The organism is Chlorogloeopsis sp. ULAP02 (assembly GCF_038404745.2).
GTDB lineage: Bacteria > Cyanobacteriota > Cyanobacteriia > Cyanobacteriales > Nostocaceae > Chlorogloeopsis.
Window position 1 is genome coordinate 59748 of record NZ_JAYKTT020000012.1, and the last position, 22085, is coordinate 81832.

The window sequence follows — 22085 nt, forward strand, 5'->3', positions numbered from 1 at the left end:
AGAAGAATTAAAAATTATTAATTTTTAATTAATAAATTCTTCTCCCTTACTCCCCAATTCTGTAGAACGTGATAGCTGTATTGCCGTAAACTTTCTGGCGGCAAACTTCTAAACTAAGAATATCTAGTGACGTCGAACTTTGAGAGTTATGTTCGACTGCAATTTCGCCACTAGGATCTAAAAGCTGGTAGTGAGCGATCGCTTCTAATACTGGTTGGTATAAACCACTAGCATAAGGTGGATCGAAGTAAATTCTGTCAAATTTTTGTCCTGAAAGCTTTGGCAACCATTGCAGCACATCTCCTCTCAACACTTTCCATTCTTGTTCATCAGTAGCTACCTGCTGCCAGTTTTGTTCAATAATCTTACAAACACGGCTCGATTGTTCTATTCCAACTACAAGGCAGGCTCCTCTACACAACGCTTCTGCACCCATTGAACCTGTACCAGCACACAAATCGAGCCAGCGACAACCCTCTACTGTTCCCTGCCAAATATTAAAAATTGCTTCCCTCACCCGTGCACTTGTCGGTCTGGTTTCCTTTCCTGGTAAAGTTTTTAACTGTCTATTTCCAGAAATTCTAAGAGCCATAATTCTAGGGCAAAACTAGTGAAGAAATTGTTGATGAATTTGTGAGACATATATGCAAAGCTTAAAGTTTGCGCTCTTAGTACATGGTAGCTGGATTAAGTAGAAGGCAGGAGGCAGGAGGCAGTAGGTAAAAGCTTCTCCTATTTAGTTTCTGGCAATCAGCATTTTACGTTTAATTATATCTACCTACTTAAGATGTAGTCTCAAAAATTTGGGATTTGTGAAATTCTCAATGCAACTGAGTAAAACCCTTACTTTTTCAAGAACTTGAGGCTGAGTTTCTCAATTTTCACAACTATGCGATCGCAGTTAGTCCTTACCAATATCTTGCATCTACGCTTTTGTTCGCTAAGAAATAAATTTCTTGGCTAAAAGCTAAAGTCAGTTAGAATTGACTAGGTAAGATTTTCACTCAGTTTTAAATGACTTGAACTATTAAGCCTGGTAGACGCCCGGTAAACGCGGTAGATGCGGTAGATGCGGAGCAGCTACTTTCAGAAGTCGCTAGCTAACGCAACGCCTGACGGCGAACGCGCAAGAGCGTAGGTACAGCTTCCGTAGGTACAGCTTCAAGGGAGAGTGGGCGGCTACTTGCGTTTATCCACTACGTGTCTACCCGTAGGGTACTTCAGTTCCAGGGATTTTAATGGCAAGCTCCTTAGTATAAGGCTTAAATTAGAAGAGTGGTGGCTGATTGTGTGGCGTTTACACAGCCAGATCATTTTAAGAAACTTTTTGAGAACAAAACAGCACTTCAAAATAAAGGTATAAACTTAGGCGACGATACTAACTTGTAACAAAAATTTACGGTAATTTGCATACAGACGACAGCCATCCTTCCCCAAATTCACCATTCTCCACCACGCTTTCAGTAGAAATTTTTATTTACCTTCATTAGGCTTTAGTGGCGAGATTAAAATAGGGCGGGTAATTAATTAATATTACAGAAATTAAGTTTTAAGCAGCAACTTGTTCGCGTACTTGAGCAACAAAATTAGACAGAATTTGCAATCCAATATTAGAGGATTTTTCTGGGTGGAATTGAACAGCCATTAAGTTTTCATGGGCAATAGCAGCAGTGACAGTTTGGCTACCGTGGGTAACTGTTGCAGCACGTACTTGCGGATCGGCTGGATCGACATAATAGGAATGGACAAAATATACCCAAGGTTGGGGTGATAAATATTCCCACAAAAGACATTTGGGTTGAGTAAATTCAAGTTGATTCCAACCCATATGGGGAATGGTAATGCCAGGTTCTGGACGAAATCTTCTGACTTTGCCTTTAATAATTCCCAATCCTGGTTCGACACCTTCTTCACTAGACTCAAACAGAATTTGCAGTCCTAAACAAATACCTAAAAAAGGTTTGCCAGATCCGATCGCTGCTTTAATTGGTTCTTCTAAAGCACGCGATCGCAAATGTTGTACTGCTGGATCGAATGCACCAACCCCAGGTAAAACAATAGCATCTGCTTTTTCCAAATCCTTGTGAGAATCTGTAACTTTAGGATTTGCCCCAGCTTTTTCCAAGCCTTTACAGACTGAGTGCAAGTTTCCCATGTCGTAGTCTATGACTGCAATCACTGCCATTTACCTACTCCCTGTAAATTTAATATGGAGGGTATTTATATTTTAAATAATATTTCTTATGAAGAGAAGTTTTCTATTAACTTCCTTTGATACTTGGCTACCTCATCAACAGTCAAATTCTTCTGATGATTTGTTGATTGAACTTGCCAAACTTGACTCGATATCTCATACTTTAAGTTTTTTGCGACTGTTACCTGTAGATGTGCAACTTGCCAGCGCTCAAGTACTTGAAAAAATCACAGAACTTAAGCCAGATGGGATCGTCTGCTGTGGCATGGCCGAAAAGCGAACGCTATTATCTGTGGAATCGAATGCTAGTTGTGAGGAAAGTGTGTTGCAGACAAAGGTGGATTTAGAGCAGCTGGTGCTGGGAACAGCAGCAGTTGAGATCAGTCACAACTGCGGTAAATTTGTCTGCGAAGGTGTTTATTATTCAGTACTAGATTACCTACAGCAGTGCCAACTAAAAGTTCCTTGTATTTTTATCCACGTTCCTATTTTGACTGAGGAAAATTTACCCACTATTCTGAGCGATTTTTTGTTAATTATTCATAGGCTGGCACTTTGGTAAAGTTGTTTGCGTCTGATTGAAGAAAAAATATGTAGGTATTATGTTGTCATTCTTACTAATTCTTCCTATTTTTCCTATCCTTCCTATTGCTCAAACAACTCCTTTGCCACCCCAGGAGGAGATAGTACAAACTCAACAAGTGCGTCCTCTACCAGGTAAGCTGAATCGGGTACCAACTTTTAATAGCAATAGCCCAGAAAAGGTTCTCAAAGAAGGAATTTTGCTTTCAACTTTTCCTTCCCAAGGGAAAAAAGTGCCAACTGCCCATCTGAATTTTCCGTTTCGGGGACGATTTGATATTTTTGCTCATCATGTTGCTGAAGCACCCACCCCCGATAATTTACGATCGCTTTATTTGGGAATAATGCTGCATAACCCAGGCAAGCAACCAGTAAGGGTGAATGTTTTACAAGGGGCGAGTTATTTGAGCCAACCGGATGCACCATTTATTGAGAAGCCATCTTTTAGTCTAAACCCTTCAGGAACAGTTTTCGCAGGGCCTGGCGATCGCGTCATGAGTGATGTTTTACGGGGGCGTCGCCAAGACATTTTCCCTGCCCAAATAGTTATTCTGCCGGGGCAAAGTCAGATGTTATTGAATACACCGATTCCTGTTAAAGGACTAACTCCACCTTTGAATGGCAGATCAACATTAATCCGCCTCCAGAGTAACGGCACAGTTTATGCAGCCAGTCTGGCGATGTTTGCACCCACAAATACTGATGGCAGTGAACGTGCGCCTACTTTAGAAGAATGGAAAAATTTGCTTAATAATGGTGATTTGTCTAGCCCACGAGATAAAACACCCACGCCTTTAGAAAAAACCGATAAACCCATAATTTATGGGCGGGTTGCTGGAGTAGCCCAAGGCTCTCACTGGCGAGCAAATATTACAGATAGTCCTAAGGTAAAGTATTTGACGATTCCTCAGTCTGGTCAAGCTTATTCCTATGCGTTGAGTACTTTGCATCGTGGAACCCTGGGAACTAATCAAATTCAAAGCGCACCAATGCTGGCACGCTATCCTGACACCGCATATCGCGCCCACGGAAATTACGGTATCCAATACAGCCTGAAATTACCACTATATAACAATACTAAAACGCCCCAAACAGTAAATATATCAATACAAACACCCTTGAAAGAAGACCAATTAGTGAAACCGGGGCTGCGCTTTTTTAGTACACCAGCACAGCAAGTATTCTTCCGTGGCACAGTGCAGGTACGCTACAACGACGATGCAGGTAAGCCGCAAACTCAGTTTGTGCATTTGGTGCAAAAGCGGGGGCAACCAGGAGAACCTTTAGTGAGATTAAACATGAATCCAGGCGATCAAAGATTGGTGCAAGTAGACTTTCTTTACCCACCAGATGCTACACCACCACAGGTGTTAACAGTTCAGACATTGAACCCTACTAACTCATCTAGCGATACACAACAGTAATTAGCCTGGAGGCAAAGCCTCGAAACCCTCGTTACCAGGTTCAACCTGGTAACGAGAACTAGAGCCTCTGACTCGTAGGGTGCAAAATTTCCCTACAGCAGTAAATTTACGTATTTTTATTATCTAAATTCTCCTTGGCTTAATCAAAATATTTTTACGAACATTTACTGTTTGAAAAGTCAAATATTTTATTTACGCTATTAGTAACAATCAATTTTTGTTACATAAAAGATAGGGAATAATAGACCAAATTTGCTTGAGTAATAGTCTGTGGTTAGCAAAGGCTGATTATATGCAGATTTAGTTTATATGTATTTTGTAATTAATAAATTTCCATATTTTTAAATATGCTCAAAACAATTTTAACAGTATTCATAATTATTTTTTTATTACTACCAATTGTATTTGTATTATTTATGATCTCGCTGTATAACGGTTTAGTTGCCAAGAAGAATCTAGTTGATAATGCTTTTGCCAGTATAGATGTAATTCTCAAAAAAAGAAGTGACTTGATTCCTAATCTGGTAGCAGTAGCTCAAAATTATATGAAATATGAGGAAAGCATACTCACAGAGATAACCAGGCTAAGATCCAGAGCAATATCTGGACGAGCAAATGGAAACAGAAATAGCGCAATGGATTTTGAAAATGAAATATCTAGAACGCTTGGCAGTATTCTCATATCTCTAGAAGCATATCCAGAGTTAAAAACCGATCGCTATTTTCTCCAACTATTACAGTCTTTAAATGAAATTGAAGAACAGATATCAGCAGCTAGGCGCTTCTACAATTCTACGGTAACTGATTACAACAATTCTCTAGAAATGTTTCCAACTAACTTGATAGCTTCTACGATGAATTATCGTCCGAGAAGAGTGTTTGTAGCCACAGAAGAAGAAAAACAAAATGTAAATATCAAAAATCTATTTGAGCAATAGATAGAAGATAATTATTTCAAAAATATATGTTTGCTGAATCTAGAGATTTTCAATCTGGTTTAGATGCTGTTCAGTCAGGGCGCTACTTAGAAGCTATTGACTTTTTAGAAAGTTTTTGCCAACAATGCCAAGTCAATTCTAAGACAAATAGTAAAGAATACATCCAAGCACAGATGGGCTTAGTCAAAGGCTACCATCACATCGGACAACAACCAAAAGCGATCGCACTATGTCAGCAACTAGCAGCGATTCAAAATCCACAGATACAAGCTTGGGTACAACGAGTTCTACCGTCTTTGTCTGCTAAGTCTGAGTCAGCACAAACCCAAACCACACCCGAAAAACCAACTCTGACGCCAGAAGAAGCAGCCCAATTACTCCAAGCTGGGCATAAAGCGCTAAAATTCAAACGCCATGCTGATGCAGTTCAAGCACTCGAACAATATTGTCAAAATACTGAACTAGGAACGAAAGATTACTGGCAAGCCCAAATGTGGCTAGTGAAAGCTTATCAGGGTAACGAACAATTAGAGGAGGCGATCGCACTGTGCCAAACACTTACTACCAGTGAGCAAGAAGTAACGCAGATTTGGGCGCGGCGATTTATCTCCAATTTATTGCCAGCAGCAACGACACAAATAGCTGTAGAATCTACTGAATCAAAGATTCAAGAACAATCTCAAACTATAGCAATATCAGAAACAACTACAAAAGTTGAATTTAGGCTCAAAAGTTTGCATGAATTTAAAAGTTTTTGTCAGCAGACTTTACTCAGCGATTTAAAAACTATTGAAACAACCAGAAAAGAAGTTCTTAGGTCTATTATTTTTGTCAGTGTAGCTGTATTTATTGCAGTCGGTTTTTTATTTAAGTTTTTCCCAATTGTATTACAAACATCATTCTTAATTCTCTTCTGTTTTTTGCTTGTTATCTTAGGCTGTTTTTGGGTTTTAGTTGCTTTTTACACTTCGGCGACAGAAACTTATGCTAGGGGTTTTAAATCAATTATTATTGAAAAAATTTTTGATTTCATTAATACCAATTACAAATTGAAATATACTAGTGTCTCCTCAGATATAGAAACAAACTTTACGATGTCTGCTTTTTTGCATAGTCAACTTTTTCAAGGTTTACTAAAACCTAATAAAATATTGCAAGAAGATTGTATTTGTGGGGACATTGGTGAAACGAATATCTTCTTTTCTGAAATCTTTGCTCAAGTAGAAATACGTCATGGTTGGGCAAGATACTTAAATTTTACCCAACAGCTTCAAGCCCTAAATTCATTTCTTCCTACTTGGATTACCAGACGTATTTTTATCTTTATGCTGCCGATATATATTCTTGTTTTACTTTTTCAATTTATTAAAGGTACTCCTTATGTGACAAGCAGAATTATTAAAGGGCAGAAAATTGATTATCAAAGATTTAAAGAAGAAGTAATCAATAATGAATTTTCTAGAAAAACTATTTTCCAAGGTTTATTTTTTAGAGCTAAATTTAATAAATCTTTCCCTGGTAAAACAGTAGTGCTACCAAAATTAAATAAAGCTAACATTAATACTATAAGTATAGGTCAAGGAAAAGTTATCAAGCTAGAAGATCCAGAATTCTCTAAACTGTATACAGTATACGGAGATAACCAAGTAGAAGCACGGTATATCTTATCTACAAATTTAATGGAGAAGTTAGTTAAGTTTAGAAAAAAAGCAGGTAAAAATATCTATGTTTCTTTTGTAGAAAATATGATTTATATTGCTGTAGAGTCTTCAGAGGATTTGTTTGAGCCAAAACTGTACAATAGTATGTTGAGCTTTACACCGATGCGGGAATATTTTGAAACCATACAATTGATGTTGGGCATTGTTGATGACTTAAATCTCAACAGACGTATCTGGAGCCAAAATTAGAGCGGTATCGGTATCATCTCAAACTCGAATTAGCGATTTTCAACTCAACGGATACCCAGCTTTTGTAACCTCAAACCGAACTACCGTAGCTGGAACGACTCCTGGGGAAGGTGGCAAAAACATTCCACCATTAGTCACGACATAGATTGCAGTGCGATCGCTCTGTTGTTCACCAAAAGCAACTGCTATACTGCCCGTCACATTCTTAGCAATAATGGTTATATTCCCATCTGGTGTAATGCGAACAATTTCACCGACTTCATGATTCGTGACAAAGATGCTTTGAGCTAGGGTGATCGCCAAATTTTCTAGAAATGTATTGACTGGAAACGAGACAATCACTTGATCTGGTGCTAACTCAATTGGCGTATCTGCGTAAATCGGGGGTAAGCCTGCGGAATTTCCCATCGGATGACTACGCTGAAATGTTTTACTAATAAATCACTTCTATTTCGGGATTTTGAGCAGTATAAAATTCCCAGTATTTTTGTGCAATTTGGTTGGGATTATACTTAGGATCGGCAGAGTTGACAGTACCGCAGATTGTTATAGTCCCAACTCGAATCTTTTGTTCTTTTAACGCTGCTCCCAGGATGTTGGCAAGACTGCGAATACCAGACTTACCAATGGAGAGTGAGGCAAAGTCAGGACTAGGATACAAAGCAAATCCACCACCTGTAAACAAAATTGTTCCTTTACCTTGTGCTTGCATTCCTGGTAAAACTGCTTTTGTAGCTACTAATGCACCAGCTACATTTACCTTAAAATCATCGATTAGTGTCTCGAAAGACTCATTGAGAACATTCTCCATCCGGGGAACTGCTGCATTGTAAACCAGCACTTCTGGATTACCTAGCTGTTCGCGAAGTTCGGCAAATGCAGATTTCATCGCAGTTTCATCACCTGCATCTGCAATAAAGTAATGTGCTGCAAAGCCTTGTGCCTGCAATATATCTTGATATCCCTGCAATTTACTTTGATTGCGAGCAATCATCGCGATCGCAAATCCTTCTTTAGCGAAACGATGGGCGATCGCCAATCCGTTACCATCTCCCATTCCGACAATGACTAATACTGCGGTCATATAATTGACCTCTATGTTACAAACTTTACTGTTAGCAGCTTTATTTACACAATAATAGAGTAAAGTAAATTAATCAAATTGATTGTATAGATAGTATTTCTCAATGCCATCGATTGATTTAGCATCGATCGCCGAAGATGCAATCACACCAGAAACCTTCGCTGCTCTCCCCCATGCTCTTTTCACTCTGCGACGAGATGCCGTTGGTGAACTCGACAAAGTACTTGCTCAAAACAACCTCCGGCGTCGAATTGTTCTGACAACCGCCCATTTACTAGTACTGCCAGCAATTCATTGCATCCAGTGACTTGGTTACTGCCATTCCATCACGACTGGCAACACAATTTGCGGCTCAAGGCAGACTAAAAATTTTTGAACTTCCTATCCAAACTGAACCGTGGATGATTTCTATGCTGTGGAGCAAGCTTACAGATCGTGATCGGGCAAATCTTTGGTTACGGCAGATGCTCAAAAGCGTGTGTAAGGCAATTTAACTTCAGGGAATATTCTTCATATGTGGCGATGCGTTCAAAACCCAAATTGGTGTAACAGGCGATCGCTTTGCTAATAAAAATATCTTGGCAATAAATAGATAATGGAACGCACTAAATCTTTCATCAAATCTGTAGGTTCTTCGGTAAGCCCAAGCAGCACGGGTAAAGATGTTCCGGTGTAGAGTAAAGCAAGCTGTTTAATCTCTCCGTTTTGTGTGAAAGCGTAGCAAGTTGTGTAGTGCCAAAAAAAGTCATCTAAATCTCCAAGAGAATATAGATGAAGAAACGGATGGAGGTGGAGGAAAGCTGCTATTTTGTCTTGATCGTGGATGCAAACTGCCTTCATGATTTGTTATTCCTATTTTGTCAGCAGTTTAGTAATGTTTAAAACCTCATCATTGAGTATTTGAGTTTCGTCATCGAGCCTTTAAGCTTCATCATTGAGTATTGAAACCTCGTCATTGAGGCTCTGAGCTTCCTGATTGAGTATTGAAACTTCGTCATTGAGTATTTGAGCTTGATGAGCGAGTACTTTAACTTCGTCGTTCAACTTCGTTCGATAAAAAGATGTTTTAACTGAGACATCAAAAGCCGTATTAGTAGTAAGTCTGGGCTGAGGTTTTCACCTACAGCACCAGAAATTTCATCTCATAATTTTTGAAAGCCTTTTGCTGCTTTTTTTTGCCCTTTATCCTTAGATTTAGACTTGTGTACTTCTGCAACTGCTTCTTGAAATAAATTATGTAGATGTAAGGGTACGCTGGCAGTTTCTGGTAATTCTGGTTCTAGGGGCTTATTGAATTCTTGTAAAATTGCATCCAAGTCAGTATCGAGCCGAAGTTGGGGACGTTGTAAGACTGTTTGCAATATTTTTTCTAATTGATTGGGATACTCCGCAGCTAAACGATGCCAGATGAAGGCATTTATTTTTAAATCTTCTAAATAGTGACGAATTAATTTCTCTGCACCTTCAATACTTTGCCAATCTTCTGCTGTTAAAAGTGCCTTTACCTTACTGTAGGTTGGTAAAAACATCTGTCCCCAACGCGGATGAGAAAGGGTTGTGACTTGTTCTGCCTTTTTTAAGTCGGCAGGCAAATCAACTTTTGGTGCTACCATCTTGGCAGTAGTACTTTTATTTTTTAATATTTGAGACACGACTTTTGAGTCAGCACCAAATTCTTCAGCTGCTGCTTGAATTTCCTCTTCGTCAACTCCTGCTTCTTGTGCTATTTCTACTAGTGACTTTGAGGAATCAATACCTGCTGCTTCTAAGCTTTTCTTTGCAACTATTTCTTGCAGCTCTGCTATTTTTTTATTGAGTTGGTAACCGGGCATTGTTACTTCATCACTACCAAAAAACTCAATAAATTGCTGATGATATTTTGCTACCGACTGCCAAGCTTCTTCTAATAAATCGGGAGCATCGCTGTAAAGTTGGCTTTTGTAGTTTTCTTTGAAGTTACCTATTGCAACTGCAAGTTTCGGTTTGCCCAATTTCCCCATTTGCGTGTAGGAACTAGAAAATGTCCAGTAGGATTCGGTAACGGGAGAAATCCGAGTGAGTAAAATTTCTCCTTCTTTAAGGCGAGACATTTCCTGTAGGGTTTTGACGTTGTTAGGTTTAACAATATATTGTTTGGCTGTGAGCCAGTTCATCAACTCAAAACCATCAGGTAGAATTTTGACGATCGCAAATAAACCAGTAAAACTATCATGCCAACTATTAAGTAAGCTGCGATCGCTCTGTGACAAATCAGGATGACTTTGGATAAACAATTGGAGCGGTGATTGCTCTGCGACTTTGCCCTCTGTGACAAAAGAGTCAATTGTCAACTCCTGACGAACAGTATCACCTGAACCGTTACGCAACTGCGCTGCCGCATAGGTTTCCAATGCCTCTGCTAGTTCGCCATCTGCATCCAAGACAAAATCAATTAAGGCTTGTTTGAGTGCGTGCGATCGCTCTAAGACTGCATCCACAGTTTTATCTCTCGGTTTTTCAACATTTAGTAGATTATAGGTTGCTAAAGGCTGGCAGTATCTAACTATTGCTATATTTATGGAGATGCAATTGCAAATCGCCAGCAGTGATTGAAAAAATAGGCAATTGTTGCACTCATGCCACAAAAAACCTCGGCATTACGCCGAGGCTAGGAGTTAGGAGAAAAAGTTTGTGTTTGGAAATGGAGAGATTTTTAAAGTAATTATACTTATGTATTTAATACTCAATAGTTTTGAACAAATGTCAAGGCTGGGTAATTAACAAATTCAAACCCAAGGTAAGCAATCAAGATGAGTAGCGTTGTGGATACCACTGTTTGGGTTGTTGGGAACAGCAGGGTAATCTGATTCAATTAGTCTTAAAACTTCTAGTGCTAAATCCGTAGGATCTATTGGCTTACTCAAATATGACTGAAACCCACAACTGATCGCAAGATTACGATCTTCCTCGCGACACATGGCTGTTACAGCAATAGCCGGAATTGCTCTCAAAGTCAGGTTAAGGTTTCTGACTCTACGAATAAATGAATAGCCATCAACACCCGGCATAACAATATCACTGATCAGAAGATTTGGTTTAAATTGTTCCATCACCTCTAGTGCTTCTAGGGCTGTTGTGGCTGTCATTACTTTTACACCATAGCCCTCAAGAATGAAACTAACTAATAAACAGCTATCAGCACTATCATCAACTACAAGTATCCGCAAACCATCCAGAGACTGAAATATTTTTCTATCATTTTTAAGATGAAGACTATCAGAATTGCTCGACACAATCATTTAGTATCTCCTATTGGCACGCACAATTAGGGGAAATCCCACCAGAAGCTAGGCTGCATCTAGCATCTGGTGGTTATACTTCTTTTTATTAGTTATCGGAGAATATTAGAACCGACTTATAAAGTAGATCTAATAAATGTATATGAACTGGATGATGAAAAAGTAATTCAGGAGCGTAAACGTTATTTAGTTGTCGTAAACAAACTTCCACTAGATCCAAGTAAAGTTTTGGCTCATCTAGTCATAAAAGTACTGGTAAGTCAGTTTCTCTTCTAATAATTTGTACTTAAATTTAAACTTCGAGCGTAATTTTTGTACTTTATTGTAATAGACAAAAGTAAACCTATTTTTACACTCGAAGCAACACTTCTACTCCTTCTGGTAGGGATTAACTACAAATTAAGCAAGCGATTATGTAATTAACTTTTCTAAAGCATCATGTAAATCTTGCGTCAGGTGAGTAACTGCTTGTCTTGCAGAGTTACGGTTAGTTTGATAAATTGGCCAGTATTCTGTAACCGAAATAGGTTCACCAATTGTGATCTGTGTCTGCCGCCAACCTAAACGAGGACGCCCAGATATTTTTGTGTTACTCTTAATCCGAGCAACCACATCAAATATAAGTAGGGCTGTTTCTGCGAAGCGTTCAGCAGTGGGCTTTTCCTTAATATAATTTCCTGTGACTGCGACAAAACTTTCTACTAAACGCATATGACGCATTCGCATATCTGCTTCAGATGCAACCCAGTCTGCTAATCCCCGTTGCAAGGGTGGTAAGGCGTTTAAGTCTGGTAAGTCTTCTCGGTAAATGTAACTCCAACCTGCTTCTTCCAAACGACGACAGCGATCAATAAAATTACCCTGTGCCTGTAGTCCAAAATATTGCTCGGTAACTTTTAAAGCCGTATCCAGTAAGCGTTGCAGCCTAGTTATTAATGTTTGATTTTGACTCACTGATTCATCAGTAGCAATATGTTTAGATAAATCTTGATGATAGAAACGCCGATAAAAATCTTCCATCTCTGTTAGCAGAGAATCAGCTAGACGTAAGAGGCGTTGATAGTAAATTTCTTCTTGTTGAGACACATCTAATTCATCAATTGGCTGCACTGCCAAGCCACAATCAGCTTCCAATTTACTCAGCAACCAATCCAGTTTTAACCAAGGTGGCTTAACATAGCGATATTGAATACCAATCGGCACAATTAAAACTTTTTCCGAACGGTTAGCTTTGACTAGATCTTCTACACACCAAAATCCTAACTGAGCAACACCCGGCTCTAATGGACTAACAATACCACTATGTCCATTAGTTGCACCCTCTGGAGCAACTGCGATCGGCATTTTTCCATTCGCAAACAAATCCCGTGCATTATGGATACCATGTAGATCTAATCGTTTCCCACGACGAACTGGAATTCCTCCTAATCGGGAGAAAAACCAACCAAGCCAGTCTCCAACCCACAGTGTCATGCCCCGATCATAGACAAAATGGCTGTGAATTGGGTATTGCAGCCGAATTCCTTGTTGACGAGCCACCCGCGGCATAACACGAGAAAGTAGGTAGAGCATACATAGCGGATCATCCACTTCTGGATGGCGAAATGCCATCAAAAAGCGAATTTTCCCAGCTTGGAATTGCTGATAAAGCTCTGCTAAGACTTCTGCATTCTTGACTTCAATACGTAAAATTCCGCTGGGTAACCATGGGCGAACTCGAAACCGTAGCAAAAACGGCAGCAACCACTGGGTAAGTCGGAGTACAACTGGGTTAAAGTGTTGGGGAATAAACTCCAGTCCAGGCTGTGCTTTTTGAATCAAATTAGGCAAGGTTGCTCTCCAGATGATCTTTATAATTAACGTTAGCGCTATAAGTGCAACTATTGTTTGAGTTACACTCATAGCTTCTAATCGCATCCGTTAAGGAGCAGAAGAAACAACCTGATGTATCTGAAGAACGATCGCCACTTAACTCACAGTTTCTCGCACTGATTCTGCATCGATGGGTTTGAGCATATAAAGCTTGAGTAAATGCCCGACTGTGGAAAGTATGAGGGGTAGTTTTTGGAAAAATTTCACAACCTGCGGGCGATCGCTATTTGCAATCTCACTCAGCTTGAGATTATTGTCTGAACACTTCTCCAATCTCTCAAAAAATTCTGGGTGATTGACATTCAAGATCACTGGAAATGCCCGTGCAGAAGTTTCGTTTGTCTTATCGATCACTTGGATATTGTAATCTCGCGGTTCTATGCCTATGGATTGATAAAAGTTTGCCCGCTCAAATACTGTCAAGGTGTGAGTGGCAAACACCGATAACAAAAAGAAACGCGCCCACAACCTTGCTTTCCAATTGTTCCACAGTTGAGGTTGCGATCGCAGCAGCGCTTTAAAAAAGTCGCCATGTCGGTTTTCATCCTGACACCAACTTTCAAAGTAGCGGAACAATGGGTAAAACAGGTTTTCTGGATGTTTCTCTAAGTGACGATACATGATAATGTAGCGCCAATATCCAATTTTCTCTGAGAGATAAACAGTGTAGATAATCCACTCAGGAGGAAAGAAAGTATAAGTACGGCTTTTAGTCAGATAGCCTAAATCTAGGGAAAGATTAAAATCAGCCATTGCTTTATTCAAAAATCCAGCATGGCGCGCTTCATCCCGTGCCATACAACTAAAAGCTTCTGCTAACAAGGGATTTCTGTCTTTGATCCGCCGCGATAACTCTTTGAACAACAAAAATCCAGAAAATTCTGAAGTGCAAGAACGTTCTAAAAAGTCGATGAAAGCCAGACGCTTCTCCCCGTCAATGCAATCCCAACTCTGTTTAAACTCTTCATCACGTACAAAGTGATGGCGATTATAGTCTGCCCGTAGCTCCTCTACAACTGCTTGCAACTCAGTGTTATGCACCGAAATATCCATCTGCGCCACTGCGTCAAAGTCAGTAATGTAGAACCGAGGTGTTAACAATGTTTCCTTGACTGGGGCTTTCACACCTGGCTTGAGCAACTCTGGCTCTGGATTGGGAAGAGATTTAATCATGGAAGATCTAATTTAATCGTTTTAAGGCTATATAAGCATGAATCTGTTCTATCGGGCTATGATTCGTTAAAATATTTAAAGTGATTTTAAAAAATGATTTTTAAAAAGTAGAAATACTTATCTGAACTGGATGAGATTTACCTAAAAGCCGAGAAACATGAAAAAATATTAATAGCTTTATGGTTATTTAGTTATTAATAGTTAAATGATGATGGTAGAAATCAACATGGCTTGGATCTGCATCGGTGGTGGTATTGCTAAAGGTAATGATGCAGATCCTTTCCTAAGCTTCAATTGTGATTTTTTAGAACTGGCATTAACAGAGAATAGCCAGGTTGTAGAGTCTGGCTTTCTCTAGCTTGTGTTTCAAGAAGGAACTAACCATGAGTAGCAATTTAGCCATCAAGCTTCGTGCAGGAACCCAAAAATCTCATACAGCAGCAGAAAACGTGGGATTTATGAAATGCTTTCTCAAAGGGGTTGTAGACAGAGGCTGTTTTGCCAAGTTTTTGGGTAACTTGTACTATGTCTACAGCGAACTAGAAGCAGAAATAGAGCGCCATCGAGAGCATTTTGCAGTCAGCGCTATTTACTTTCCCGAACTCAATCGCCAAGCAGCCTTAGAGAAAGACATGGAGTTTTATTACGGGAAAGACTGGCGATCGCAAGTTAAACCCTCTCCTGCTGCTCAGAGTTATATTGCTCGCATTCGTGAAGTATCTGCTACCGCACCAGAATTATTAATAGGACACGCTTACACCCGCTACATGGGTGATCTTTCTGGTGGACAAATGTTACAAAAAATTGCTCAACCAGCCTTGAAGTTAGAAGGTTATCAAGGCACAGCTTTTTACAATTTTGAGCAAATTCCAGACAAGAAAGCTTTTAAAGAAAAGTATCGTCAAGCATTAGATAAAATCGCCATCGATGATGCCACAACAGAATCCATTGTTGCGGAAGCCAACAAAGCTTTTAAATTTAATATGCAGATGGCGCAAGAGCTAGAAGGAAATTTAATTAAGGCAATCGGACAAGTTTTGTTTAATAGCCTGACTCGCTCCCATAACCAAGGCAGTACTGAAGTCGCTACAGCAAACTAAATGCAATCAAGTGAAGGGTATGAGGGTTTAAGGGTGTAAGGGAATTACCCTACACCCATACACCCCTACACCCCTATTCCCACCCCTATTAAATGGAAGCAACACAATGGTTTTTCAAATTCCCGGAGTCAAATTCGACTTAGATATAATCAAAAAGTACGATATTCCGACACCAAGGTATACCAGTTACCCACCAGCAACAGAGCTAAACGAAGCATTCACAGAAGCTGATTTTCAAAGTGCGATCGCGGCTTCAAATCAAAGGAAAACCCCTCTTTCTTTGTACTTTCACATTCCCTTTTGCCAGAGCGCTTGCTACTTTTGCGGTTGTAATGTAGTAATTTCTAACAATAAGAATATTGCCAAACTATACCTAGAATATTTGGGTAAAGAAATCCAGAACACAGCTGCTTTGATAGATTCTGATCGCAAAGTAGTTCAGATGCATTGGGGTGGTGGAACTCCGAACTACTTAAGTCAGCAACAGGTAGAAAAGTTGTGGAACAATATCACTCGTAACTTCAGTTTCGATGCGGCAGCAGAAATCTCCCTTGAGATTAATCCTCGTTATGTGGATAAGAACTATATTTTCTTTCTCAAAGAGATTGGCTTTAACCGTATTAGTTTTGGTATTCAGGATTTTAATGCCGAAGTGCAAGCGGCTGTAAATCGTATTCAGCCAGAAGAAATGCTATTTGAGGTGATGGGCTGGATTAGAGAAGCTGGATTTCAAAGTGTGAATGTAGATTTGATTTATGGTCTACCATATCAAACTCGCCAGACTTTTCAACAAACAATTAAAAAAACTATTGAATTAGATCCCGATCGCATCGCCGTCTTTAACTTTGCCTATGTACCGTGGTTAAAGCCAGTACAAAAAAATATTTCCAAAGATGCGCTACCGCCAGCGCAGGAAAAGTTAGAGATATTGAAAATGACTATTGAGGAGTTAACGAGTAACAAGTATCTCTTCATTGGTATGGATCACTTTGCCAAACTTCATGATGAGCTCGCGATCGCTCAACGGGATTACACTCTTAAACGCAACTTCCAAGGCTATACTACTTGGGCGCAAGCAGAACTTTTTGGTTTTGGTGCCACATCAGTCAGTATGTTGGAAGAAGCATATGCCCAAAACCATAAGCGATTAAATGATTATTATGAGGCAATTGATGCAGGTAGTTTACCAATCGGTAAAGGCATTAATTTAACTTGGGATGATATTCTTAGACGGGATGCCATCATGCGAATTATGTCACACGCAAAATTGCATAAGCAAGAGATAGAAAACAGATATCACATCTGTTTCGATGAATATTTTGGTAAAGAATTAGAAGCATTGAAGCGCCTCGAAGCAGACGGATTAGTGAGCTTATCAAAAGATGAAATTGCGATTACAGATATTGGTAGGTTATTAGTCAGAAATATTGCCGTTCTCTTTGATACTCGTTTGAAAACAAGAGAGCAACAATTTTCACGGGCGATTTGAATTATGCCCGCGCTCACAGACTAAAATCTACGGCTACACGGGCAAAGCCTGCTTGCGCAGGCTCGAATGATAAAAAACTTTAGCCAAGAAATTTATTTCTTGCCAGACAATTTTAAATAAATAACGTTATTAATGATAGTCTTAGCAGCAAGCGACTAGCATAACGCTTTATACAGTTGATGCGGAGCGATCGCTCAAATAATAAAACTGAAAAAGGAGAAAGAGAATAAGTACTCAAAATCTAACTCCAGTTCCAGTAATTGTCAGCTTAGGTGTATATTTGCTGAGATTTACCTGCTGTTATCCGTTAATAATTTGATTTGCTACAGTGCGGGAATAACCGTTTCGAGCAAACTTTTCTGCTAAAATTTGCTGATAAACAGCTTCGTAACCGTCTGCCATACTTTCGATACTAAAGTTTTTCTCCACATGAGTGCGGCAAGCGTAACGATCAATTTTTTCTACACGAGCGATCGCATTGATAAAATCATCGACACTATTGCACAAAAGGCCTGTTTCACCATCTAAAATCACTTCTGGCACCGATCCCAATGGTTTAGCAAGTACGGGAGTTCCGGCTGCCATTGACTCAATCATCACCAGCCCAAAAGGTTCGCGCCAAGTAATGGGGAACAGCATTGCCAAGGCTCCACCCAAAAGCGCGTTCTTTTCAGAGTGACTGGCTTCACCCAAAAACTCTATCTGCTTACCATCGATGTGAGGTTTAACCTGACTCTCGAAATAGTCTACATCCACTCTATCCACCTTACCTGCCATTTTCAGCGGGATGCCTGCTCGTTTGGCAATTTCTATGGCGATGTGCGTTCCTTTTTCCGGAGATATTCTTCCTAAGAATGCTAGATAAGGAGGATCTTGTGGTTGTGGATAGAAACGATGTTTATGTACATCTATGCCATTGTAAACTGTTGCAGCATAATTTAGCCCTAATCTAGGCTCCCGTTGAGCATTTGAGATACTGACAAATGGTTGTTTACAACCTACTGTAAAGACTTTTTCGTTATCTGGGGTGAATATACCGTGTAGCGTATGAACTGTAGGGGTTGTAACGAAATCTGCGTAAGTTAAAGCTGGATAGCCTACATGAGAATGGATGATATCAAATTCTACTGCTCGCTGGTATGTGCGGCTTAGTTGTAAAGTTTCGTAGACGTTGTACTCTTTAATGTTTGAGTCTAAACGCAAAGCCTGGGGATGAACGGACTCTAATTTTGCTAAAGTAATTGAGTCTCCTGATGCAAATAGCGTCACTTCATGCCCGCGTCGGACTAATTCATCAGTCAATAAACCAACAACCAACTCAACACCACCATATGCAGGAGGAGGAACTCTTTCCCACAGTGGTGCGATTTGAGCAATTCGCATATCAAACTCCTAATTGGTAAGAAATAGCTCAAGGAATTGATCTGATCTAATCTCCGAATGAAACAGTTAAGGTCGTGTTTAAAATTTAGCAACAATGTTAATTTGTTTGTAAGACTGGTAAGCACTACAGATCAAGTAGAAGGAACCGAACTCAATATAGAAAGAAAATTTTGTATATTAGAAGTTTTAAGTATAGTTTTAGTTAAAAAACAAAAATTACATTTGCATAGCTTTCCATTGCCAGGTGTGCAAAACACCACCACAAAATTCGTATTCCCTGTATTTTCACTGTTTTGAAGTTTATTGCAAGATTATAAGTGTCAGCGATGACTAGATATTTGAACTGCTGAATCTTAAAAAACAGCCATTTAGTTATCAATGCAGAGGTAAATAATACTATGATGATTCGCTACTACCAACCCATCCGCGAACTAGAAAACTTGAAGCGGCAAATGGATTTAGTATTTGACGAACTGTCAGCAAAAACTACTCAAACTAGCGATACGTCAACAACTTGGACTCCTGCTGTAGAGTTAATTGATGCAGGTGATAGCTTAATTTTACAAATACAATTACCTGGTATAGCTGCAAAGAATTTGGATGTGCAAGTAACTCGTGACACTGTGGCGATCGCAGGAGAACGTCAGCGCCAACACCACTCCGAAAATGCTAATTACCTGCATTCAGAATTTCGCTATGGTAAGTTCCAACGAGTTGTCAATCTACCAGTTGCTGTGCAGAATGACAACGTACAAGCAGACTTTCACGATGGTATTCTCACTCTTAGTCTGCCTAAGGTTGAAGAAGTTCGCAATCGGGTTGTGAAGATTAACTTAGGCTAATTTGAAAAACAAGATCCCCGATATCTTTGAGATGTCGGGATCTGTATTCTTAATATCAACCAAAACGTCCGCTTACATAGTCTGCTGTTTGTCTTTTCGAGGGCTGATTAAAAATAATTTCTGTTTTATCGAATTCGACCAATTCCCCTAAATACATAAAAGCTGTATAGTCAGATACGCGTGCTGCTTGCTGCATACTGTGAGTGACAATTAAAATTGTTACCTGTTGCTTCAACTCCTCGATCAACTCTTCAATGCTGGTGGTAGCGATGGGATCGAGGGCTGATGTTGGTTCATCAAATAAAACAATTTCTGGATCTGTGGCTAAAGCACGGGCAATACATAAGCGCTGTTGTTGTCCACCAGACAAGTTAGTACCCAAATCGTGCAAACGGTCTTTAACTTCATTCCATAAGGCAGCACTACGCAGAGCTTTCTCTACTTTCTCATCAATAATTCTACCCCTGTTTTCACCCCGCACCCTCAAACCATAGGCAACATTCTCATAAATTGATTTAGGAAAAGGATTTGGTCTTTGAAACACCATTCCTATCCGCATCCGAACTTCTATCGGATCGACTTTTTTATCCAAAAGATTAATTCCATCGGGTTCTAAAGAAATTTCTCCCCGGTACTTGTTACCCGGATAGAGATCGTGCATCCGATTGAAACAGCGTAACAATGTAGTTTTACCACATCCAGAAGGGCCAATTAGTGCTGTTACTTGTTTTTCGTACACTGGCATCATAATGTCCTTAAGAGCATGGACTTTGCCACCATAATAGAAATTCAGATAATTCACCGCAGCTTTGATGCGTTTTTCAAGAGTTGGAGATGTTGTTTCTACCATTTGATATTCTTACGTAGACGATAACGAAAATAAATTGCTACAGCGTTCATTAATAAAGTCAGGGCAATTAGCACAACTCCTGCTGCTGCTGCATTTACCTGAAATTCTTCTTGAGGACGAGATACCCAATCAAACATTTGGATTGGCAGAACTGTGAATGGAGCTAGTAACCATGCAAAAGAAATGTAGGGAAATTGTCCTTGCAGGGGAGGATCTGGTAAAAAGGCAATAAAGGTGAGCGCACCAATAGTAACCAAAGGTGCAGTTTCACCAATCGCTCTTGCCAATGCCACAATAATGCCAGTCAAAATCGTACCAGTGGAGTAACGTAAGACGTGATCCCAAATCATTTGCCACTTACTTGCTCCACACGCATAAGCAGCTTCACGAATACTACCGGGAACTGCACGCAGGGCTTCACGGGTAGTTACAATTACTACTGGTAAAACCAATAGAGCTAAAGTCAATCCAGCAGTGACAATGCTTTGCCCTAAATTTAATCCGTAGACAAATAAGCCTAAAGCCAAAAGTCCATAAATAATTGATGGCACACCAGCTAAATTGGTGACATTAATTTCGATTAAATCTGACAACCAATTTTTTTTGGCATATTCTTCTAAGTAAATTCCTGAGGCTATACCGACAGGAATTGCTACTGAAGCTGTAACTAACATTACTAAAATACTTCCCACCCAAGCCGAAAAAATGCCTGCTTGTTCTGGTTTACGACTAGGAAATGAAGTAAAAAATTGCCAGTCTAGACGAGGAAAACCATCACTAACTAAGTCAATTACCAATACCATGAGGGCGATAATTCCAGTTAGCATCGCCAATAAACCGATGATGCTAAAAATAAATTCTGCTCGCTTGTTGCGATTGATAATATTGCGAATCTTATGGGTATTTGCAGATGTCATAAGTAAAAGGCAGATAGCAGAGGGCAGAAGGTAAAATGCTCTTTCTAAACAGGTTTCAAAGTTTGGCATTTTTTGGCATTTTACATTTAATTATGTCCAGCTACTGATCAATAGATTTCTCGATAGCGCTTGGTGAGAAAATGACCAATGATGTTAAAGCTCAAAGTGATTAGCAGTAAAGTTAGTCCGACTGCAAATATGGTTTCATACTCTAAACTGCCATGCGGTAAGTCACCTAGACTCACAGACACAATGTAAGCTGTCATTGTCTGAGCAGGTTCCATCGGGTTCCAAGTTAAATTAGGTTGCCCGCCAGCAGCGATCGCTACTACCATTGTTTCGCCGACAGCACGAGAAATCGCTAAGATGTAAGCCGCTGATATGCCAGAAATTGATGCTGGTAGTACTACTCGTAAGGCAGTCTGCAGGCGAGTAGCTCCTGTTGCGTAGGAACCTTCGCGCAGATGACTGGGAACTGCACGCATCGCATCTTCACTGAGCGAACTAACATAAGGGATAATCATAATGCCTATGATTAACCCTGCGCTCAACATATTAAAACCAGGTAAATCAGGCAGAAATACTTGCAATGAAGGTGTAACAAACAACAATGCAAAGTAACCGTATACCACAGTCGGAATGCCTGCCAGTAACTCTAAAACTGGCTTAACTACTTCTCGCACTACGGCAGGCGCGAATTCACTTAAATAAATCGCGGTAATTGTTCCTAAAGGCACTGCTACTAACAATGCCACCACTGTAGTAACCAAAGTTCCCGAAATGAGTGGCAAAATCCCGTAGTGTTTGTCGTCAAATAAAGGTGTCCATTGAGTATCTGTAATAAACTTCCACAAGGGTACTTTCTGAAAAAAAAGTATGGATTCGTAAAGTAAGATAGCGAGGATTGCGATTGTAGTCGCCACGGAAGTCAATGCTGCAAGAAACAAGACAATCTCGACTGCTCGTTCTCGCAAATCGCGCCTTACCTTGGCAGAGGGTTTTGAAAAAAGTATAGTTTTCTTGGCAACAGTCATGCTGGGTTTGGCGTT

The 22085-nt window shown here is 39.8% G+C and carries 22 protein-coding genes and 1 pseudogene; 9 read left to right on the plus strand and 14 right to left on the minus strand.

What is annotated here, in order from left to right; translation table 11 throughout:
• Positions 1-46: 46 nt before the first annotated feature.
• Entirely contained in the window at positions 47-592 is a 546-nt protein-coding gene (gene rsmD, locus U2718_RS07130; protein ID WP_341993233.1) for a 16S rRNA (guanine(966)-N(2))-methyltransferase RsmD, read from the minus strand.
• A 957-nt stretch (positions 593-1549) separates the two neighbouring features.
• A complete protein-coding gene (gene hisH / locus U2718_RS07135) occupies positions 1550-2185 on the minus strand; it encodes an imidazole glycerol phosphate synthase subunit HisH (RefSeq protein ID WP_341993234.1) in 636 nt (211 codons plus the stop codon).
• Positions 2186-2243: 58 nt separating this feature from the next.
• On the opposite strand from hisH, the gene U2718_RS07140 reads away from it, so the two are divergent.
• The 4 genes from U2718_RS07140 to U2718_RS07155 all read left to right on the plus strand — a co-directional run bounded on the left by U2718_RS07140 (position 2244) and on the right by U2718_RS07155 (position 7048).
• Entirely contained in the window at positions 2244-2756 is a 513-nt protein-coding gene (locus U2718_RS07140) for a peptidase C15 (protein WP_341993235.1), read from the plus strand.
• A gap of 40 nt (positions 2757-2796) precedes the next feature.
• Positions 2797-4200: a DUF3370 domain-containing protein gene (locus U2718_RS07145; RefSeq protein WP_341993236.1), complete on the plus strand. Its 1404-nt coding sequence runs from the start codon at positions 2797-2799 to the stop codon at positions 4198-4200.
• Between the two features lie 416 nt (positions 4201-4616).
• Positions 4617-5138, plus strand: a complete 522-nt coding sequence (locus U2718_RS07150) for a LemA family protein (RefSeq protein WP_341993237.1) — start codon at positions 4617-4619, stop codon at positions 5136-5138.
• A gap of 26 nt (positions 5139-5164) precedes the next feature.
• The gene (locus U2718_RS07155) at positions 5165-7048 is read left to right on the plus strand and encodes a DUF3137 domain-containing protein (protein WP_341993238.1); all 1884 of its coding nucleotides are present in this window, start codon (positions 5165-5167) and stop codon (positions 7046-7048) included.
• Between the two features lie 39 nt (positions 7049-7087).
• Here the strand turns inward: U2718_RS07155 and U2718_RS07160 are convergent, their stop codons facing one another.
• The gene (locus U2718_RS07160) at positions 7088-7456 is read right to left on the minus strand and encodes a hypothetical protein (RefSeq protein WP_341993239.1); all 369 of its coding nucleotides are present in this window, start codon (positions 7454-7456) and stop codon (positions 7088-7090) included.
• A gap of 25 nt (positions 7457-7481) precedes the next feature.
• Complete coding sequence (locus tag U2718_RS07165; RefSeq protein WP_341993240.1) at positions 7482-8132, minus strand: SDR family NAD(P)-dependent oxidoreductase; 651 nt, start codon at positions 8130-8132, stop codon at positions 7482-7484.
• 127 nt (positions 8133-8259) lie between these two features.
• Here U2718_RS07165 and U2718_RS07170 point away from each other — a divergent pair.
• Positions 8260-8626 (plus strand): annotated as a pseudogene (locus U2718_RS07170) (LysR substrate-binding domain-containing protein); the annotation flags it as partial.
• A gap of 70 nt (positions 8627-8696) precedes the next feature.
• Here the strand turns inward: U2718_RS07170 and U2718_RS07175 are convergent.
• The 6 genes from U2718_RS07175 to acsF all read right to left on the minus strand — a co-directional run bounded on the left by U2718_RS07175 (position 8697) and on the right by acsF (position 14455).
• Positions 8697-8972 (minus strand): hypothetical protein, encoded by a 276-nt coding sequence (locus tag U2718_RS07175; protein ID WP_341993242.1) that lies wholly within the window; start codon positions 8970-8972, stop codon positions 8697-8699.
• Between the two features lie 81 nt (positions 8973-9053).
• Positions 9054-9176, minus strand: coding sequence for a hypothetical protein (locus U2718_RS07180; RefSeq protein WP_341993243.1), 123 nt, complete (start codon positions 9174-9176; stop codon positions 9054-9056).
• Positions 9177-9274: 98 nt separating this feature from the next.
• Positions 9275-10609 carry a hypothetical protein gene (locus U2718_RS07185; RefSeq protein ID WP_341993244.1) on the minus strand — a complete coding sequence of 445 codons (1335 nt, stop codon included), beginning with the start codon at positions 10607-10609 and terminating at the stop codon, positions 9275-9277.
• Positions 10610-10897: 288 nt separating this feature from the next.
• Positions 10898-11410 (minus strand): response regulator, encoded by a 513-nt coding sequence (locus U2718_RS07190; protein WP_341993245.1) that lies wholly within the window; start codon positions 11408-11410, stop codon positions 10898-10900.
• 411 nt (positions 11411-11821) lie between these two features.
• Positions 11822-13240, minus strand: a complete 1419-nt coding sequence (locus tag U2718_RS07195; RefSeq protein ID WP_341993246.1) for a 1-acyl-sn-glycerol-3-phosphate acyltransferase — start codon at positions 13238-13240, stop codon at positions 11822-11824.
• Between the two features lie 138 nt (positions 13241-13378).
• Positions 13379-14455, minus strand: coding sequence for a magnesium-protoporphyrin IX monomethyl ester (oxidative) cyclase (gene acsF / locus U2718_RS07200; protein WP_341993247.1), 1077 nt, complete (start codon positions 14453-14455; stop codon positions 13379-13381).
• 205 nt (positions 14456-14660) lie between these two features.
• On the opposite strand from acsF, the gene U2718_RS07205 reads away from it, so the two are divergent.
• From U2718_RS07205 to hemN, 3 genes are all read left to right on the plus strand, one after another.
• Complete coding sequence (locus tag U2718_RS07205; protein WP_341993248.1) at positions 14661-14813, plus strand: hypothetical protein; 153 nt, start codon at positions 14661-14663, stop codon at positions 14811-14813.
• Between the two features lie 25 nt (positions 14814-14838).
• Entirely contained in the window at positions 14839-15555 is a 717-nt protein-coding gene (locus tag U2718_RS07210) for a heme oxygenase (biliverdin-producing) (protein WP_341993249.1), read from the plus strand.
• Positions 15556-15661: 106 nt separating this feature from the next.
• The gene (gene hemN / locus U2718_RS07215) at positions 15662-17044 is read left to right on the plus strand and encodes an oxygen-independent coproporphyrinogen III oxidase (RefSeq protein WP_341993250.1); all 1383 of its coding nucleotides are present in this window, start codon (positions 15662-15664) and stop codon (positions 17042-17044) included.
• A 300-nt stretch (positions 17045-17344) separates the two neighbouring features.
• On the opposite strand, the gene U2718_RS07220 is transcribed toward hemN, so the two are convergent.
• Complete coding sequence (locus U2718_RS07220; protein WP_341993251.1) at positions 17345-18427, minus strand: glycosyltransferase family 4 protein; 1083 nt, start codon at positions 18425-18427, stop codon at positions 17345-17347.
• Between the two features lie 398 nt (positions 18428-18825).
• Here U2718_RS07220 and U2718_RS07225 point away from each other — a divergent pair, with 398 nt between their 5' ends.
• Positions 18826-19269: an Hsp20/alpha crystallin family protein gene (locus U2718_RS07225; RefSeq protein ID WP_341993252.1), complete on the plus strand. Its 444-nt coding sequence runs from the start codon at positions 18826-18828 to the stop codon at positions 19267-19269.
• Positions 19270-19324: 55 nt separating this feature from the next.
• Here U2718_RS07225 and pstB read toward each other — a convergent pair whose 3' ends face one another.
• From pstB to pstC, 3 genes are all read right to left on the minus strand, one after another.
• Positions 19325-20119, minus strand: coding sequence for a phosphate ABC transporter ATP-binding protein PstB (gene pstB, locus U2718_RS07230; protein WP_341993253.1), 795 nt, complete (start codon positions 20117-20119; stop codon positions 19325-19327).
• Positions 20113-21036 carry a phosphate ABC transporter permease PstA gene (gene pstA, locus U2718_RS07235; protein WP_341993254.1) on the minus strand — a complete coding sequence of 308 codons (924 nt, stop codon included), beginning with the start codon at positions 21034-21036 and terminating at the stop codon, positions 20113-20115. Before pstA ends, pstB begins: the two co-directional genes overlap by 7 nt.
• A 107-nt stretch (positions 21037-21143) precedes the next feature.
• Positions 21144-22070 carry a phosphate ABC transporter permease subunit PstC gene (gene pstC, locus U2718_RS07240; protein ID WP_341993255.1) on the minus strand — a complete coding sequence of 309 codons (927 nt, stop codon included), beginning with the start codon at positions 22068-22070 and terminating at the stop codon, positions 21144-21146.
• Positions 22071-22085 lie beyond the last annotated feature (15 nt).

Excerpts from the sequence above, each read along its gene's own strand:
- rsmD (WP_341993233.1), bottom strand. The coding sequence starts at position 592 with ATGGCTCTTAGAATTTCTGGAAATAGACAGTTAAAAACTTTACCAGGA.
- hisH (WP_341993234.1), bottom strand. The coding sequence starts at position 2,185 with ATGGCAGTGATTGCAGTCATAGACTACGACATGGGAAACTTGCACTCA.
- U2718_RS07140 (WP_341993235.1), top strand. The coding sequence starts at position 2,244 with ATGAAGAGAAGTTTTCTATTAACTTCCTTTGATACTTGGCTACCTCAT.
- U2718_RS07145 (WP_341993236.1), top strand. The coding sequence starts at position 2,797 with ATGTTGTCATTCTTACTAATTCTTCCTATTTTTCCTATCCTTCCTATT.
- U2718_RS07150 (WP_341993237.1), top strand. The coding sequence starts at position 4,617 with ATGATCTCGCTGTATAACGGTTTAGTTGCCAAGAAGAATCTAGTTGAT.
- U2718_RS07155 (WP_341993238.1), top strand. The coding sequence starts at position 5,165 with ATGTTTGCTGAATCTAGAGATTTTCAATCTGGTTTAGATGCTGTTCAG.
- U2718_RS07160 (WP_341993239.1), bottom strand. The coding sequence starts at position 7,456 with ATGGGAAATTCCGCAGGCTTACCCCCGATTTACGCAGATACGCCAATT.
- U2718_RS07165 (WP_341993240.1), bottom strand. The coding sequence starts at position 8,132 with ATGACCGCAGTATTAGTCATTGTCGGAATGGGAGATGGTAACGGATTG.
- U2718_RS07175 (WP_341993242.1), bottom strand. The coding sequence starts at position 8,972 with ATGAAGGCAGTTTGCATCCACGATCAAGACAAAATAGCAGCTTTCCTC.
- U2718_RS07190 (WP_341993245.1), bottom strand. The coding sequence starts at position 11,410 with ATGATTGTGTCGAGCAATTCTGATAGTCTTCATCTTAAAAATGATAGA.
- acsF (WP_341993247.1), bottom strand. The coding sequence starts at position 14,455 with ATGATTAAATCTCTTCCCAATCCAGAGCCAGAGTTGCTCAAGCCAGGT.
- U2718_RS07205 (WP_341993248.1), top strand. The coding sequence starts at position 14,661 with ATGATGATGGTAGAAATCAACATGGCTTGGATCTGCATCGGTGGTGGT.
- U2718_RS07210 (WP_341993249.1), top strand. The coding sequence starts at position 14,839 with ATGAGTAGCAATTTAGCCATCAAGCTTCGTGCAGGAACCCAAAAATCT.
- hemN (WP_341993250.1), top strand. The coding sequence starts at position 15,662 with ATGGTTTTTCAAATTCCCGGAGTCAAATTCGACTTAGATATAATCAAA.
- U2718_RS07220 (WP_341993251.1), bottom strand. The coding sequence starts at position 18,427 with ATGCGAATTGCTCAAATCGCACCACTGTGGGAAAGAGTTCCTCCTCCT.
- U2718_RS07225 (WP_341993252.1), top strand. The coding sequence starts at position 18,826 with ATGATGATTCGCTACTACCAACCCATCCGCGAACTAGAAAACTTGAAG.
- pstB (WP_341993253.1), bottom strand. The coding sequence starts at position 20,119 with ATGGTAGAAACAACATCTCCAACTCTTGAAAAACGCATCAAAGCTGCG.
- pstA (WP_341993254.1), bottom strand. The coding sequence starts at position 21,036 with ATGACATCTGCAAATACCCATAAGATTCGCAATATTATCAATCGCAAC.
- pstC (WP_341993255.1), bottom strand. The coding sequence starts at position 22,070 with ATGACTGTTGCCAAGAAAACTATACTTTTTTCAAAACCCTCTGCCAAG.